Origin of the sequence: Vibrio neptunius, from assembly GCA_019339365.1 — a bacterium.
GTDB classification, from domain to species: domain Bacteria; phylum Pseudomonadota; class Gammaproteobacteria; order Enterobacterales; family Vibrionaceae; genus Vibrio; species Vibrio neptunius.
Genome location: CP079860.1, coordinates 1,585,924 through 1,602,217, shown reverse-complemented (window position 1 = coordinate 1,602,217; position 16,294 = coordinate 1,585,924). Strand labels below are relative to the sequence as shown.

Below are 16,294 nucleotides of genomic sequence, written 5' to 3'. Positions count from 1 at the left end.
CTCTATTTCTTAACTATTACCGGATAATCTTGTTCAATCAGCTCTTTGACGAAGCTAGAGCCTAGTCCCGTGTATGTTACCCATACCTTTTTCTTTGCTCGAGTTAACGCGACGTAAAACAATCGTCTCTCTTCAGCATAAGGGAAAGTATCACCCGACTGCGTTAGCGCGCCATCAATGTGGAGAGCTTTAACACGAGCAGGAAACTGACCTTCATCAACAGAAAGTACAATGACAAAATCGGCTTCCTTACCTTTACTTGCATGGCAGGTCATAAATTCAATCGACAGCAAAGCGAACTGTTTCTGCCATTCAGAAAGAAGCTCTGGCTTGTGATAATGATTTCTGCCGAGGAGTAATACTGTCTGAGTGCCTTTGGCTTTGTGATTGAGTTCATCTAAGATTTTCTCAACGGAACTACTCGGTGCTAAAGTAACGGCTTTTGATTTTTGCTCTTTATGACTTTGCAGCACTTTAACCAATTGAGAAGGGTTTTGTTGTACAAATTGGTTCGCTACTTCGCCTATCTGATTGTTAAAGCGATAGGTTGTATCTAGGTGATGTATCGTTGAGTGCGGGAAACGCTCTGCAAATCCTGTCGTCAGTTCAACATCTGCACCCGCGAATTCGTAAATGGACTGCCAGTCATCCCCTACAGCAAACAGCACACAATTGCGCTCATCCTTCTGGTTACATAATGCTTCAACCAAGGCCAAGCGTTGAGGTGAGATATCCTGATATTCATCAATCATAATGTACTTCCAAGGCGAATGAAACTTACCTTTGTTCACATGCTTTGTCGCTTGAGTGATCATAATATTGAAATCAATGTGGCCTTCTGATTTAAGCATCTCAAGCCATGCCTGATAACAGGGCCATACAAGAGCGAGTTCACTGTTTAATCGCGTATAATCACTATGTTCCACTAGCTTTTGCTGAATCTCTTTCTTTGTACAACCCATGGCTGAAAGTTGCGTGAGTTGTTGGTTTAGCCAAGCGATCAATTTGGGGTTTTCTACATGACTGCCGAGCTCATCATCCCCAGCTAAATAGGCTATTGGCCATTTTTGAAGGTGCTTTTGCCAACGTTTAAAAGCCGTAGGCGTCATCCAGTGCTTTTAAGCCAATCAACACACCACGCACTTTTGAGCTTGTCATCTAACGCAATGGGAGAAATAGTGACAGGCTGTTTTTCAACGTGGTTGAGGACTTTTAAGCCTAACTGGTGAAATGTGTTTACAGTAACACTCTCTGCACTCAAACCTATTTTGTTCTCAAGACGCTGCTTCATTTCCTCAGCCGCATCTCGCCCAAACGCAAGCATGAGTATATCTTCAGCCTGTGCAAGATGGCTTTGTAATAGATAAGCAACCCTTGTTGTTAAAACACTGGTTTTACCTGATCCTGCTCCAGCTAAAACGAGGTTATTATCATCATTAAGCAAAACCGCTTGTTGTTGGGACAAATTAAGTGGCGAAGATTCTATTTGCGAAAAAGCACTTTCCAATTATCAAGTTCCGTCACCATCCAATCCCGATTACGCGAGGCGATAACTTCATCGGTTTGCGCGATCCACGGTAACACAGTGGCCATTCTTTCTGGCATTCTCAACATGGCGTCTTCCAGTGCCATATCCATGCTAGAGAAATCACGCTTCAGCTTATCAAGCCAAGTATCTACGGTCGAATGCGTCAAAAAAGAGGGTTGACGTTCGAATCCTCGAATTTCCATTTCCCACTCAGGTAGGAATTGATTAAGCTGTGTACATTGGTGATGGTGCCATTTCTGATAAGAGGCGACAGCCAGTCTGGCAAACTCTCTGCACGATTCCCAAGGTAATCCCTGAATCAACCAAGAATGCTGTCGGCCATCTTCTGGGTGTGCAAAGAACTGCAAGCCTCCCCAACACAACCCTCGCTTGAGCTTCACTTTGCCATTCCAAACGTTAAATGGAATACGCTCTTCACAAGTTGCGGAACATAATACGAGAAAGTCAGACTCGATAGAAACCTGATGGTACTCATTTTGGATGAGATATTGCGCAGTCTTGTTGGCGATTAGCTGCATTCTTGTTTTGCCCTTGAATTCAATTGCTGCCATGATAACTCAACAGGATTGAAGAATGAAAAGATCCTGTCAATATCTCCTGCTAAGCTCACTGTGTAGAAAAGTTAATCAAACACACTTGTTTCTTTATCTGTATCAGAAGTTTACCATTGACTATTAGATACAATAGTTAATCTACAATAACTCTAAGAATCGATAACGTGCAATTTTTTAGCCAGCTTCGCCTTTATTGGGTAAACAAAACCATTAACTACAGCCTGCTTATTATGGTGACTCTGCTGGGAGTGGTCATTCCCAGTTGGTATTACCCCATTGACGCTTACATCATTCCTCTCATTCTCGGCGTTATTGCGGCAGCGTTGGCCGAAAATGATGATAAATTCAGCGGCCGGCTCAAATCGATCACTTTAACATTGGCGTGTTTTGCCATCGCGTCATTATCGATTGAGCTGTTATTTGATACCCCTATACTCTTTGCCTTAGGGCTGTTTGTATCCACATTTGGCTTTATCATGTTAGGCGCCATTGGCCCTAGATACGCCAGTATAGCGTTTGGCTCATTGCTTATCGCCATATATACAATGCTAGGCGCCCATGAGAGCACCAACATATGGCTACAGCCCATAATGTTACTTTCAGGTGCAGCATGGTATTTTTTTATGTCGATGGTTTGGTCAGCATTGTGGCCAATGCAACCTGTTCAGCAAAGCTTAGCAACCGTTTTTCTTCAGTTGGCCAACTACCTTGAGTCTAGAAGTCAATTATTCCACCCTGTAACCAATCTCGAGCCGCAACCATTCCGGATTAAGCAAGCGACGCTAAACGCAGCCACTGTCACAGCATTAAACCTGTGTAAAGCTACATTGCTAAGCCGTTCAAAACGGGGGCATGTTGATGTTGCAAGCGACCGATTTCTCAATATTTACTTTCTTGCACAGGATATTCATGAACGGGTCAGCTCAAGTCATTACCGTTATCAGGAGTTGGCTGAACACTTTGGACGCTCAGATGTCTTGTTCAGATTTAAACATTTACTGGAAAGCCAAGCCAAAGCATGTCGAAACGTCGCTCAAGCCATCCGATTAGGCAAAGAGTATCAACACAGCGAGGACTCCGTCGTTGCATTGGATGAGTTAATGAGCTCTCTTACGCACCTACAGGAACAAAATAATCCCCAGTGGAAGTCCCTTATACATCAGCTCAGCTACCTTTTCAAAAACCTCGCGACAGTAGAAAAGCAACTTAGCAACATCACTAACCCCGATGCTAGTGCACTAGAAGAAGATGTACTTGATGATACAGAGGTTCACACACTTAAAGCGATGTGGCTACGTATCACATCCAATCTAAATCAAGATTCGATGTTGTTTCGTCATGCAATTCGGATGTCTATCGCCCTAACTGCTGGTTATGGCATCATCCAAGCTTTCGGTATCGAAAGAGGTTACTGGATCCTGCTGACAACCTTGTTCGTATGTCAGCCTAACTACAGTGCTACGCGACAGAAACTCGTTGCTCGAGTGTTAGGCACCATTGTGGGCTTACTGATTGGTGTACCCTTGTTAACTTTTTTTCCCTTCTCAGGAAAGCCAATTAGTTTTTATTGTCGTCTCCGGTGTTGCGTTCTTTGCTTTCCGACTAGCAAATTATGGTTACGCAACGGGCTTCATCACTGTGTTGGTTTTATTCTGCTTCCACCAACTTGGAGATGGCTATGCTGTTGTTTTACCACGCTTGGCCGATACAATTATTGGCTGCGCTTTGGCAGTAGTCGCCGTCGCTCTTATTCTGCCTGACTGGCAATCAAAACGGCTCCACATTGCCATGGCAGATTCGATTCAAGCAAATCGCAGCTACCTCGCACAGATCATCGGCCAATATCGGATTGGTAAAAAGATAGTTTAACCTATCGAATAGCAAGAAGAAGTGCTCACAACCACGACGCAAACCTGACCAATGCCATCAGTTCCATGTTGGCAGAGCCAGGGCGTTATCGATCCGCAGTCGACGAAAGTTTTCGCTTTCTGACACTCAGTCATGCCTTGCTAAGCTATATTTCAGCATTAGGTGCGCACAGGACAAGAATCAATGATGAGGATACGCATAGACTTGTGCTCGACGCACACCGAGTGATTCATCAGCACCTAGATGTCCTGGTCAATCAGTTGAACGATCATTGTGATAGTTGTGATACCACCACAATTGACGATCCCGCGCTAGAGGCTAGATTGGCTGAATGGCGTGAAGAAGATGACAATTCGGCAAAAATGGTTTTGCAGCAATTGTATCTAATATACCGAATGCTTCCAGAATTACATTCATTGGCAAGCAAGTTCGCAGTGCGCGTGAGTCATTCAGACACTACCAACAAGGAACACTAATTAAAGTAGGCAGCAATGCTGCCCACCTCACCTTTTCTTTACACTCCCTGACATTACCCGGACATAATTTAACCACTTTCCCATAAACTAGAGTGACATGATTCTTACGGGAGTAAGAAGATGAAAGGAAGCATCTCTTGCTTTTCGAGCCAAAAGTCTAGATTGATTCGGAGGCAGCAGACTATGAACTCTAAACAGTTTGAACTGTTCAAACAGCAAATAAAAACTTTGAGTCCGCAACAGTTACATAAACTCAGAGGCGAAATTACACAAACACTGGAAGGTTCGAACCGTGTTCTGATTACAGATGAAGAGCAAAAGCTCATCGCTAGTCTGTTTTCTTAGCACAACTTGCCAAAAACGCAAATACACCTTAAGCTTACATTATACAGGGGGTGTCTATGTCAGTTTCCTCAGTACAGGCCGGCTATCAGCTGATTACGCAGTCATCGAACATGGCAGATGAAGCTGCACGCGAAATCAATCAGGCCCAGCATACTCCTCCTGTTCAAAAAGACGACTCCTATGAGTTCAACAAGGTTGAATTTAAACAACCAGAACCCTCAGTAGAGCCTTTAATCAAACTGACTCAGGCTGAACAATACAGCCATATAGGCACTAATGTTCTGCAACGAGATCAGGACATGATAGGAACACTGCTAGATATACACGTATAGCGTTAAATTTGAATCGATAGTAAAACAGCAGTTGTCTTCCCGCCCAGAGACGCTAGAATCCACTGATAATTTTCATTTTGTTTTCACCATGCCTAAACTCAATTTGTCTCACCGTGACAACGATACTGTTTTCAACCAAGGGCCACAATCCGATCACCTTGAACAACAACTCAAACCCCACTTCGAGCGCACTGCAATACGTTTAACGCCCAGCCCTTATATTTCTGAAAAGAACATAGTCAAGCGATGGGATAAACTAGGCGCATTTACCTCCAAGGAAGCATTGCTCGATCCGGTCACAGCCCAACAATCAGATGTGTACAACAAGAACATTGAGCACTTTATAGGCACAGTAAAACTACCTGTAGGTGTCGCGGGCCCATTGCGCGTCAATGGCCTCCACGCCAAACGCGATTATCATGTACCTCTAGCCACGACCGAGGCCGCCTTGGTTGCTTCATACAACCGTGGTGCTCAATTGATTACAGCCGCTGGCGGTGCAAGTGCCATGTTATTGAATGAAGGTGTGACTAGAACACCAGTGTTCGAGTTTCAACAACTCGTCGATGCTGGTCGGTTTGTCGCTTGGGTGGTGACACAATACGACCATTTTAAGCAAGTCGCGGAGTCTACGACATCGCATGGACAACTTCACGATATTAACGTCAATATAGAAGGCAATCACGTTTACCTTGTATTCGAGTTCTATACTGGCGACGCCTCTGGGCAGAATATGGTCACAATCGCGACCAACGAAGTTTTCAATTACATACTTAAGCATTCACCTATTGAACCTGAGGATGCGTTCCTTGATGGCAACCTCTCAGGAGACAAAAAACCGAATACCCATACTTTGCGTCATGTGCGTGGCAAAAAGGTCACAGCCGAAGTCAACCTTTCAAAAGAGTTGGTTGAAAAATTTCTCCACACTACACCAGAAAAAATGGTCAAGTTTGGCCAGATGACAACCACAGGAGCCGCATTAAGTGGATCTATTGGGGTTAACGCACATTACGCCAATGCACTAGCCGCTTTGTATATTGCTTGTGGTCAAGATGCTGCCTGTGTTGCGGAGTCCGCGATAGGAATCACACGCATGGAGATGAATAAACAAGGTGGCCTTTATGCATGCGTTACACTGCCAAATCTCATGGTGGGTACTGTGGGTGGAGGCACTCACCTACCTAGCCAAAAAGCCTGTTTAGAGCTCATGGGGTTATATGGCTCAGGTAATGCTAAAGCTCTAGCAGAAGTATCGGCCGTGCTTTGTCTCGCTGGTGAACTTTCCATCGTAGGCGCGTTTTGCGCTGGACATTTCTCTAAAGCTCACCAAAAGCTCGCCAGATAACAATCGAACTTTCTTATCGTTAGCCCTCGCCTAGTCGAGGGCTTTTTTTATTCTTTACACTTTCATTTTTCATAAAAAATTTCGTTTTGCTTTCGCAATTCTTTCTCATGAATGATCTAGAATCATATTTCTTTAGGTTAAACCTAACATCATCGACTACAATATGATTATATTCCGAAAAACAAATGCTCGTACGAACATTAGGAAGCGAAAAGATGACCATTAGTTACTTAAAAGAACAGAAAGAACAAGAATTACTAGACTTAATCGTCGTCGGTGGTGGTATCAATGGTGCTGGTATCGCTGTAGACGCCGCTGGTCGTGGCCTAAAAGTTGGCCTTTATGAAACTAAGGACTTTGCCGGTGCGACATCTTCAGCCAGTTCAAAATTGATTCATGGTGGACTTAGGTATCTAGAACATTATGAATTCCGCTTGGTGGGTGAAGCTTTAGCAGAACGTGAAGTCTTACTTGCTAAAGCACCACACATTGCTTTTCCCATGCGTTTTAGGTTGCCCCACCGACCATTTCTTCGTCCTGCATGGATGATCAGAGCGGGTTTATTCCTCTATGACCATCTGGGAAAGCGCACTTCTTTACCGAGTAGTAAGAAAATCCAATTAGATAACCAGAATGTTACCTTACCTGAACTCAAAGTGGGCTTTGAATACTCTGATTGCTGGGTTGACGATGCGCGACTAGTAATACTTAACATCATCCAAGCTCAAGAGCTGGGTGCAGAAGTGAGCAACTATTGTCAGGTAACGAAAGCGCAGCGTATCGAGGGCATCTGGCACGTTGAACTGTATGACCAACGTACCTGCAAGACCTTCTTCAGAAAAGCTAAAGCGTTGGTTAATGCCACTGGCCCTTGGGTTAAAGAGTTTCTAACAGAAAACACAAAACTACCCTCTCCTTACGGTATTCGCTTGATTAAGGGCTCTCACATCATCGTTCCAAAAATTCATGATGAAGAACAAGCTTATATCATGCAAAATGAAGATAACCGCATTGTGTTTGTGATTCCTTATCTCGGCAAGTTCTCAATGATCGGTACCACCGATGTTGAATACAAAGGCGATCCTCGTAAAGTCGCGATTAGCGATGAAGAAAAACAATACCTGATCGATGTGACTAACCAGCATTTTCGTAAACAAATTACTATTGACGATATCATTAGTGACTTTAGCGGCGTCCGACCACTTTGTGATGATGAATCTGATTCACCGCAAGCCATCACCCGAGATTACACCTTAGCGTTGGATCATAAAGAAGGCGAAGCCCCTTTATTGTCTATTTTTGGCGGCAAATTAACCACATACAGAAAGCTCTCTGAGTCCGCAATGCAGCACCTTTCTCCATACTTCAACTTGAAAGAGTCTTGGACTAAGAACGCCCCACTTCCTGGTGGCGAAGACTTCACATGGGAAAAGATGGAAGTTCAATTAGCGAAGCAAGTTCCATTTATAGGCAATGAAACACGCTTACGCTGGCTAAGAGCTTACGGCAGCCGTGTAGAACAGCTTCTAGAAGGTGTAAGCACAGAACAAGATCTTGGTATCAAGTTCTCTGCAGGAATCTATCAAAAAGAAATCGACTATCTGGTAAAGCATGAGCTTGGCACCAATGCTGAAGATGTTTTAAAACGCCGAAGTAAGCTTCATCTATTGTGCGACCAAGAATGTTATCAAGCTATTGAAAGCTATCTCGATGGAACAGATTACAGCATCCACGAACAATGTGCATAACAAATTGGGGGCTAAGCCCCCTGTTTTTAGCTTCAGAAGTGTCACTTATTCACAGAGGGAGTATATTTAAACAGATGTCGTTAAAATAATACTTAAGATATTTCTACCATGCCCTCTGTAAAAGACACCGCAACTGAACTTGTTAAATTACTTATCCCTGGAATGCGACTCTCTGCAACTATTGAGTTTGGCCCTGCCGATCAGTACCCGTTTAGCACTCACTACATCGGCTGCAAAACCAATCAATTTCTCATCATTGATTTACCTCAGAAAGTAACTGAATCACTTGTCATGAGAAAAATAAACAATGCATCAATCGTGATAAGGGGAATAACGAACACCAAACTTGGCCATGTCGTTGCTTTTAAAACCTCTGTTATTTCTCAAATCAGCTCCCCCGTACCTCTGATTTTCCTTCGTTTGCCTCAGCACTTTGCTTCAAAACCTATACGCGAGCACGAGCGATACGCTATGGACTTTCCTATTGAAGTCAAATCCAATACCATCAGCTACAAAGCAACGATGGTTGATTTTTCAGTGTCTGGGTGCGCATTTTTCATTTCAGGTGAGAGTGAGTTAAGCAAAAGCAGCACTCTAGAGTTGTACACTCCACTGGATGAGCTACTCCCAGAAGACCTGAAATATACGATTGTCGGTATTCAGAAAGAAAAGAAAGGCCATCGATTTGGTGTCAAATTCAATAAAAACATTCAACTCTCGGACCAACTAAAGCAAGAACTGCTTGAGCAATCTGCGTTGTCAACACTCTTCTAGTTTGGTAAGGAATTCGTCTTTGAAATGAATGAACGCCTGATTCAACGCGAGCTCTTTGATCGGCTTGACGATCACATAGTCGGCACCAACACTTAAAAACGCACGTTTAGTATCTTGCATTCCGTCCGCCGTACAGGCGAATATTGGAATGTCTAACTGCAAGTCCTCACGGATAATTTTGGTCGTTTCAATCCCACCGAGGTTTGGCAGCTGATTATCCATCAAGATTAAATCTATGTTTTCTGACTTCTTCAGATGGCTAATCGCATTGTGCCCATCCTGAACCCAAACCACCTCCATACCGTATTTCTCACAGAACGCTTTAGCGATAAACGCATTGGTATGATTATCTTCAACAAGTAAAACCTTTAGGGTTCTATCAAACAGCGTCTCAGGATCTGCCAACAACGTATTTGCTTCGAGCTGCTCAACTGACTCGGTCAATTCTATTGGTACGACCAAGCTAAACTTAGTGCCCTGTCCAATGGAGCTTTCGATATCAATATGGCCATTCAACATTTCAACTAAGCTATGAACAATAGCTAAACCTAGGCCACTCCCACCGTATTCTCGAGTGGTGGTGGTTTCGGCTTGAACAAACGGTTCAAAAATATGCGAAATTCGCTCACGCTCAATACCGATACCAGTATCCGAGACACTGATATTGAGATGAGGGTTGTGATCATCTTCATTACAATACAGTGATACGGTAACATGCCCCTCATGAGTAAATTTAATCGCATTACTAACTAGATTGAATAGAATCTGGTTAAGTCGTACCTGATCACTGTGCGCAAATGTTGCATTACTCACATTAGTGTCGACTTCGAAGCCAATGCCTTTTTCATCGCAAAGAGGTGTATAAATCTTCTCAACCGCACTAATTAACTCAATCAGTCTAAAATCTGCCGACTGGATATGGAATTTGCCCTGCTCAATTTTGGAAAAATCCAAAATATCATTCAGTACAGCAAGAAGGTGTTCGCCGCTATTACACAGCACATCAAGATGCTCAATATCTTCGGTATTAGACAGCTTCCCTTTCAGCAACTGAGACACGCCTAAAATACCATTGAGTGGCGTTCTAAGTTCATGGCTCATCTTAGCTAAGAAGTCAGCCCTAACCCGGGCCGACTCCTCTGCCTCTTTTCTAGCGGTTTGGCTTTGAATCTCTGCTTCTACAAAGCTAGTGACGTCCTGGCCTTGCGCCATGACATTATTAATTCCCTTATCAATAAATATTGGAGATAGATTCCAGCGGTAGGTCTTATCTCTTATCGCAATATTAATGCCCGTTAACGTCGCGCCTTTGGCACACATTCGAATATGCGGTCCAAGCTTTTCAACTAACAGATGGTAATCATCTTGTTCTGAACCTGTGTCTCTTCTAAAACTACGCTCAGCAGATGGATTGATTCTCAGGAGTTTACCATCAACATTCCACAGAGTAATCGGAGAAAGGGAGAAGTTGAACAAATCAGCAAATTGCTTCTCTTGTTCGCTTAACCTTTGGAAAGAGCGTTCAAATGAATGTCCAATCTGGTCAAACTCTTCGATCGACGAGCCAGGAAATGTGTAGGTGATTCTTGATTCAACGGTGTTTTCGGTATAGCTCATCAGCTTAGACAGTTCTTTGGATACCCGCTTACCCAACCATATACGGCTATATATCGCTATAACGATTAATAGTAATGCTGCGAGCGCCACCCACATATAGTGGCTGTTCACTAAAGTAACAATTGGCTTGTTATCTTGAATGGTATAAATAGATAAAAACGTCGTAACATTGCTGATCGTTAGATCGGTTTTAGACACCATGTATTGACCAGCGGTCAAGTCAGCAGCCGATTGCTCTAAAAAATCAATATGACGAAACTCCTTGTCTTTCGTACTAGAGGCGATGACTTCTGACCCAACAGCCAGTAGGACTTGATCGGCATTCCCGCCTTTCTGTAACGCATTAATTAGCGCGAAATTGTTGTTAAGTACTACGCCGATGTGCAGATAGCCCAATACTTCACCAGAAACCATATTGATGATTGGTACTCGACGTATCATCAGGTAACGAGTACCCAACAACGAGGGCGTTTGTGACAGATGCCAGCTCCCTCCTGTGGTCATTTCATTACTGAGATGCGCTAGCTGCTCTGGCGAAATACCGTAAAACTGATAATTGGCGTCGTCCCATATCATCTTTTTTTCAGAGGTAATAAAACGAAAATCTGGGGCCAGTTCGGGTTTAGCTTGATCAATACCATTAAAAAATCGGTCCAGTCCAGTCACATTGGCCCTGACAAAAGCGTCAACTAATGATTCGTTTCGGCTATAACTGTCTTGCTGAATTTCTAGAGCTTTAAGTCTAAAGTTGAAGATTTGTTGCACAAGGCTTTGCGTCTGCAATTTCGAACGCGCAACCTCTTGGGAAACGACTTGGCGATTTACCTGATAGTTCTGAAATACCATCACCAAAGAGAGGACCCCTATGGTGAGGAATATCGAACGGGTAAGTAATGTGGCGAGGCGGCTTTTGCTGCCTCGCTGCGATAATAATGCCATTATTGATCCGAGTACCTAAATGCTCTCTGCTTTAACTTATTCACGTTTTCCTGGCTGTCAGCCTTAGTCACCACTTCAAAATCACCAGAATAGACATGAGGCACATCTTTGCCTTCTAAATCCCACTTGATCGCTTCAGCCATTGCAATACCAGTATCATCGTTCATTCTCATCGCAGTGACATCCAAATCGCCTTTCGCAATCGCTTCAAGTTCAGCACTTCCTCCACCCCAGCCGTTTATGAGGATATCTCCCCTTTTCATAGACTTAAGAGCTTCAGAGGCACCGAGCGCAACGTCAGTTGAGCATGCATAAATAAAAGAAATACTCGGGTCCTTCTCAATCGCTTTCATGGCAGCGTTGAAACCTGATTCGCGAGTAGCGTTTGTGTAATAAGAAGAAGATAGCTGATAAGAATCATGATGGCTCATCTCTTCAATAAAAGTATCACCCCGAGCATCACTCACGTACCCTTCAGAGAAATAAAGTACGGAATAGCGGCTCTCCTTCGGAATGACATCTTTATAGTATTGCTCCAAAAGGCGAGCTCCCTTGATGTGATCAAACCCCACATACATGAAAGGCTGTTGATCATCCCAAGCGCGCACAGGCGTTGTGATGTTTTGTAAAATGAGTTTGGTGTTTGTCGAACTGAGTACATGTTCAATAAATTTTCGGTGCCGGGTCGTATCTAACGTAAAAATGAGATAGTCCGTTTTGTTTTGTACGGCTTCTAACAACGATAAGCTTTGCTGCCTTACATCAAGATTAGGACGAGTGAACACCTGATTGATATTGTATTTGATACCTAATTTTTCGAGTCGAGTTTCAAAGGCTTGGATGTTTCTCACCCAGTAATCAGAAATTTGTTGCCCCGGATAAATCACAGCGATCGAAACCGGTTTATCTTGTTTCAACATGATCGGAGTTGGATCGTTTCGCACTGTCTCTGAGAGCGCATCCGTTAGCTGTTTCTGCGCGGGGTTAGATTTTAGGTACTCATCATATTGCCAGTAACCATTGAGGACTTGTGTGGTGTGTGCATAACTGGTCGCTGATGCAACGACTGCCATTGATAAGAGCGTTGTTTTAAACATTGTTTGTCCTCTTACTGGATAACTAGCTAACTTTAGTTTTTAATTTATTAGAGAGTACTCTTTTATCTGCACTAGGTCGACTGTACGGCAATATATTAACTGATTAAAAACATTAACTTACAAAAAAGGCAATGTGGCATAATCGCCCTTAAAAGGTAAAAGACAGATTGCCCGACACACCATATTGGTTATTACCTGCATAGCTTCCAGCCAAATCCAAACTCACTAAATCACCGGGGCTAACGCCCACACCAGCGGTAATGGAATTGTCCAATGTGTCCTCGAGATCAATCTCATAGCCCAACCGAAGTTGCGCCCAGCCCATCGCATTCCCTTCAACCCCAAAGCGTAAAAATTGAGTGTCATCATTCTGGTCACTGAAGCGCTCTTGCTTAGTGAGATCCCAGTCAACCGTTGCAACGAAGTAATCCAAGGCATAGGCACCTGAAACGGTGGCCTGTGTATCCAACTTATAAGTACTCACACCACTGATATCAAGAGTCTGTAATTCCCGCGAAAACAAGTCTTTTATGGCGATACCAGCACGAAACTGGTGATAAAACCATACAGCACCAAGGTCCAAATTAAACGCGTTTTCCTTGGTTTCGCTTTGATCATAATCACTCAAATCAAAGTTTTCGACGGTTAGGGCTTGCTTGTAGGTACGCAAGGTTTGAAATTTTGGTGAGATACCAAGCGAAACATCCTGTCCTGAAATAGACACGCGCTTAGCAATGGCCACTCCAAACTCACTGTAGCCGAAAGCAATCATGTCTACGCGGGAGTTTTCATAGCGAGTTTGAGTATTCCCGCCGCTAGATATATCTGTTTTGGCGATGACATCAGCGTAGCCACGCAAAAACAAATTTGTGGAAAAAGCATCCAGAGGCAACGCAACAGACGCTATAACACCGCCGTTCACACCCAGAGGTTTATCATCTGAGAGCTGATCCAAATAACTGTTAATTTTCACTTCAAGGCCCGGCGTTGAAGAGTTGGCTTCATATTGTTTGATTGCATCTTGAAGATCATCAACGGTTTCAAGGGTTTTATCTGTATCTCGAATTCTGGCTCCAATACCGGGAAAAAGGATACCGAAACTATCAGAATCTCTGTATACCGCTACCAAAGCTGGGTTGTAGAAAGGCGCTAACACGTAATCGGCAGTCGTGACTCCCGTGTTCCCCATGCCATTTCCACGACCGTCGGGAACCACCGTTGCTGCTTGCGCAGTTAAGACAGCTAGACCAGACACAATCAATAATGATGTTTTTGTCAATAATTTCATATCCATATCAACCTTTTTGACATCTCATAATCAAGGTTAATACAAATTTCAGAAAAAGATGGGAATTTAATTGAGCAGATCAATATCAAAAAAGTCAGTTAAATTTGAGCTGCCTGAAATCAACTGCTCCTTTTGCGATTTCGTGAGTTTCTTGACGCGACACTCTATTTTTGAGGCAAATGAACGACTTTGACCGACTTTGGCTGACCATTCCAGTGTTAATGGCCCCTTTCCCTTTAACGCTTTAGCGCCAGTGCCTAATTGATGTTGAGAGTAGCGTCGCTCAACATCCGTAGTGATACCACAATACAGAGCATTCAAGCGTGTTCGAATAAGATAAACGTACCAATCCGAACACGTTACAGGTTGTTTGAACTGAGACATTAAGCTGTGAGTTGCTCGACAAGTTGACGAAGTTCTGCCATTTCCGATTTTAGCATCGCCACTTCTTGTTCAAGGACCTCGACACGATCATCGTTCACCGTTGCTTGAACAGAAGAAGCACTTATCGCTGTCATTGCTTCTAGATCCACGTCACCACTGAACAAATGCATATAACGTGATTCTCGCTTACCTGCTTCACGTGGCAATTTTACCACCAAAGCCCCTTCCTCTCGATCCGCCATTCGTTCCAGTACAGCTTCGACTTCTTTCACGTCCGTAAATTCTGCTAAACGGTTAGTACGGGTACGCAACTCACCTGGAGTTTGAGCACCACGAAGCAGCATACAGCAAACAATCCCTTTCTCTTGCTTAGTCAGTTTCAGATCACCAAATTCAGTGTTGCAAAAACGATGTTGAAACTTACTAGCGCGACTATTAAACCCACTCTCATCACTGACTAGACGACGTGAGATAAGTCCATCAATGGCTTGTTGAACGTCAATATCACTCAGTGCCATGACTGGTTCACGATTGCTCTTCTGATTGCACGCGCTGGTAAGGCTATTTAGGGTCAACGGATAGTAATCTGGCGTGGTGACTTCTTTTTCAATCAAACAACCAATTACACGGGCTTCAATAGGATTTAGTTCTATACTCATTGTTATTTCCTTATTTGAATCTTCCCAAATCAATGTTCAGAAAGGATGGGAACTTTTCTCATGATTCCGTTTTCATCGATCATCACGATTTTACTACGATTCAATTCAACGTCGGTGATCTCCTGACAAGTGCGTTCTTTGCGGTAAGCTTCAACGAGTTTACTGGAACGTTGGGGTGCTTCAGTGAGTGTAGGTTTGGGAATGATAATGTCAGAAGTTCGCATAGTATTGCGGCAGCAGTTGATATTGATAGTCAAATCATATCCTGAACTATAGCTGCTACTCAATGATCTATTAATTGGATCGGCGATAAATCCACCAATGCTTTGTAATGATTGATCTTAAGACTGTTATCGGTAGGAATGTTGTGTTTTAATCATTGACAGTTAAAGGTAAGTAAAGATAGGAAAGGAACCTATGAGTGGTGTATTTGAAATTGTAGCTCAGGCCCGCCGTAAAAATAAGCTAAAGCGCGAGTTGCTTGACAATGAAAAAAAGGTTCGCGATAACCGAAAGCGTGTAGACCTGTTAGACAACCTGATGGACTACATCAAACCAGAGATGACGCCAGAAGAAATTGTCGCCATTATCAAGAACATGAAAGCCGATTATGAAGACCGCGTTGATGACCACATCATCAAAAGCGCCGAAATTTCCAAAGAGCGTCGTGACATCAGTCGCCGTATACGAGAACTGACAGAAGAAGATAAGCAAGTACTGCAAGGTAAAAAGAAGTAGTTTTTTGCATCATTAACACGTTAAGCCCGCATGAAACAATGCGGGCTTTTTTAATCAAAGTCGAGATATAACCAACATTTTTGGTTATTAAAATTGACTAATCCACGTAAAACGTTTGCGTAATCGCTAACCTTCTACAAACACAAAACTGGGGCTTTCATCACACATTTAGCCCTGCTATATTTCATTTAGATAATCATTCAGACCATTCGAGGCATGGAGCTTCCTCATATATCTCACGATGAGAAGAATTGGTACCGACACGGTTCGGCAAACTTTAGAGGGTCAAATTATGGATATGAATATGGTTGAAATTTTAGGCTACGCTGCATCTATCATGGTAGCTATCTCTTTAACCATGAAAGACATCGTTAAGCTACGTGTACTCAACTTTATTGGTTGTGCACTTTTTACTGCTTACGGTCTTATGATTGACGCATGGCCAGTCGTTGTGACTAACGGCTTCATCGCTTGTGTTAACATTTACTTCCTTGCAAAGATGCAAAGCGAAAAAAAGAGCGCTGAAGCGGAAAGCGCCGCTTAACGAATGAATATCAGCAGATATAAAAAAGGCCCC

General features: G+C 43.3%; 12 protein-coding genes and 2 pseudogenes. 8 read left to right on the top strand and 6 right to left on the bottom strand.

Features of this window, described 5'->3' with window-relative positions; genetic code table 11:
* Positions 1 to 2 precede the first annotated feature (2 nt).
* Positions 3 to 2,067: pseudogene (gene helD, locus KW548_23985) on the bottom strand (DNA helicase IV).
* Between the two features lie 200 nt (positions 2,068 to 2,267).
* Between helD and yccS the strand changes: the two are divergent.
* The 6 genes and pseudogenes from yccS (at position 2,268) to KW548_23955 (ending at position 8,995) form a co-directional block, all read left to right on the top strand.
* A pseudogene (gene yccS, locus KW548_23980) lies at positions 2,268 to 4,448 on the top strand (TIGR01666 family membrane protein).
* Between the two features lie 183 nt (positions 4,449 to 4,631).
* Complete coding sequence (locus tag KW548_23975) at positions 4,632 to 4,793, top strand: hypothetical protein (GenBank protein ID QXX08647.1); 162 nt, start codon at positions 4,632 to 4,634, stop codon at positions 4,791 to 4,793.
* Positions 4,794 to 4,849: 56 nt separating this feature from the next.
* The gene (locus KW548_23970; GenBank protein QXX08646.1) at positions 4,850 to 5,125 is read left to right on the top strand and encodes a hypothetical protein; all 276 of its coding nucleotides are present in this window, start codon (positions 4,850 to 4,852) and stop codon (positions 5,123 to 5,125) included.
* Positions 5,126 to 5,213: 88 nt separating this feature from the next.
* Positions 5,214 to 6,473: a hydroxymethylglutaryl-CoA reductase gene (locus KW548_23965; GenBank protein ID QXX08645.1), complete on the top strand. Its 1,260-nt coding sequence runs from the start codon at positions 5,214 to 5,216 to the stop codon at positions 6,471 to 6,473.
* 215 nt (positions 6,474 to 6,688) lie between these two features.
* The gene (gene glpD / locus KW548_23960; protein QXX08644.1) at positions 6,689 to 8,221 is read left to right on the top strand and encodes a glycerol-3-phosphate dehydrogenase; all 1,533 of its coding nucleotides are present in this window, start codon (positions 6,689 to 6,691) and stop codon (positions 8,219 to 8,221) included.
* Between the two features lie 108 nt (positions 8,222 to 8,329).
* Entirely contained in the window at positions 8,330 to 8,995 is a 666-nt protein-coding gene (locus KW548_23955) for a flagellar brake protein (protein QXX08643.1), read from the top strand.
* Here KW548_23955 and KW548_23950 read toward each other — a convergent pair.
* The 5 genes from KW548_23950 to KW548_23930 all read right to left on the bottom strand — a co-directional run bounded on the left by KW548_23950 (position 8,981) and on the right by KW548_23930 (position 14,979).
* A complete protein-coding gene (locus KW548_23950) occupies positions 8,981 to 11,551 on the bottom strand; it encodes a response regulator (GenBank protein ID QXX08642.1) in 2,571 nt (856 codons plus the stop codon). The two genes, KW548_23955 and KW548_23950, sit on opposite strands and share 15 nt — an antisense overlap.
* A complete protein-coding gene (locus tag KW548_23945) occupies positions 11,551 to 12,648 on the bottom strand; it encodes an autoinducer 2-binding periplasmic protein LuxP (GenBank protein ID QXX08641.1) in 1,098 nt (365 codons plus the stop codon). The genes KW548_23950 and KW548_23945 overlap by 1 nt, the downstream gene beginning before the upstream one ends.
* 148 nt (positions 12,649 to 12,796) lie before the next feature.
* Positions 12,797 to 13,936 (bottom strand): conjugal transfer protein TraF, encoded by a 1,140-nt coding sequence (gene traF / locus KW548_23940; GenBank protein QXX08640.1) that lies wholly within the window; start codon positions 13,934 to 13,936, stop codon positions 12,797 to 12,799.
* A gap of 66 nt (positions 13,937 to 14,002) precedes the next feature.
* Positions 14,003 to 14,320, bottom strand: a complete 318-nt coding sequence (locus KW548_23935) for a GIY-YIG nuclease family protein (GenBank protein QXX08639.1) — start codon at positions 14,318 to 14,320, stop codon at positions 14,003 to 14,005.
* On the bottom strand, positions 14,320 to 14,979 hold the full coding sequence (locus KW548_23930; protein ID QXX08638.1) for a YceH family protein: 660 nt from the start codon (positions 14,977 to 14,979) through the stop codon (positions 14,320 to 14,322). Before KW548_23930 ends, KW548_23935 begins: the two co-directional genes overlap by 1 nt.
* Positions 14,980 to 15,396: 417 nt before the next feature.
* On the opposite strand from KW548_23930, the gene KW548_23925 reads away from it, so the two are divergent.
* Both KW548_23925 and KW548_23920 read left to right on the top strand, forming a co-directional pair.
* Complete coding sequence (locus KW548_23925; protein ID QXX08637.1) at positions 15,397 to 15,717, top strand: DUF496 family protein; 321 nt, start codon at positions 15,397 to 15,399, stop codon at positions 15,715 to 15,717.
* 292 nt (positions 15,718 to 16,009) lie between these two features.
* The gene (locus KW548_23920) at positions 16,010 to 16,261 is read left to right on the top strand and encodes a YgjV family protein (GenBank protein QXX08636.1); all 252 of its coding nucleotides are present in this window, start codon (positions 16,010 to 16,012) and stop codon (positions 16,259 to 16,261) included.
* Positions 16,262 to 16,294 lie beyond the last annotated feature (33 nt).

What these genes read in the sequence shown, in the direction of transcription:
- KW548_23975 (QXX08647.1), top strand. Translation starts at nt 4,632, where the DNA reads ATGAACTCTAAACAGTTTGAACTGTTCAAACAGCAAATAAAAACTTTG.
- KW548_23970 (QXX08646.1), top strand. Translation starts at nt 4,850, where the DNA reads ATGTCAGTTTCCTCAGTACAGGCCGGCTATCAGCTGATTACGCAGTCA.
- KW548_23965 (QXX08645.1), top strand. Translation starts at nt 5,214, where the DNA reads ATGCCTAAACTCAATTTGTCTCACCGTGACAACGATACTGTTTTCAAC.
- glpD (QXX08644.1), top strand. Translation starts at nt 6,689, where the DNA reads ATGACCATTAGTTACTTAAAAGAACAGAAAGAACAAGAATTACTAGAC.
- KW548_23955 (QXX08643.1), top strand. Translation starts at nt 8,330, where the DNA reads ATGCCCTCTGTAAAAGACACCGCAACTGAACTTGTTAAATTACTTATC.
- KW548_23950 (QXX08642.1), bottom strand. Translation starts at nt 11,551, where the DNA reads ATGGCATTATTATCGCAGCGAGGCAGCAAAAGCCGCCTCGCCACATTA.
- KW548_23945 (QXX08641.1), bottom strand. Translation starts at nt 12,648, where the DNA reads ATGTTTAAAACAACGCTCTTATCAATGGCAGTCGTTGCATCAGCGACC.
- traF (QXX08640.1), bottom strand. Translation starts at nt 13,936, where the DNA reads ATGAAATTATTGACAAAAACATCATTATTGATTGTGTCTGGTCTAGCT.
- KW548_23935 (QXX08639.1), bottom strand. Translation starts at nt 14,320, where the DNA reads ATGTCTCAGTTCAAACAACCTGTAACGTGTTCGGATTGGTACGTTTAT.
- KW548_23930 (QXX08638.1), bottom strand. Translation starts at nt 14,979, where the DNA reads ATGAGTATAGAACTAAATCCTATTGAAGCCCGTGTAATTGGTTGTTTG.
- KW548_23925 (QXX08637.1), top strand. Translation starts at nt 15,397, where the DNA reads ATGAGTGGTGTATTTGAAATTGTAGCTCAGGCCCGCCGTAAAAATAAG.
- KW548_23920 (QXX08636.1), top strand. Translation starts at nt 16,010, where the DNA reads ATGGATATGAATATGGTTGAAATTTTAGGCTACGCTGCATCTATCATG.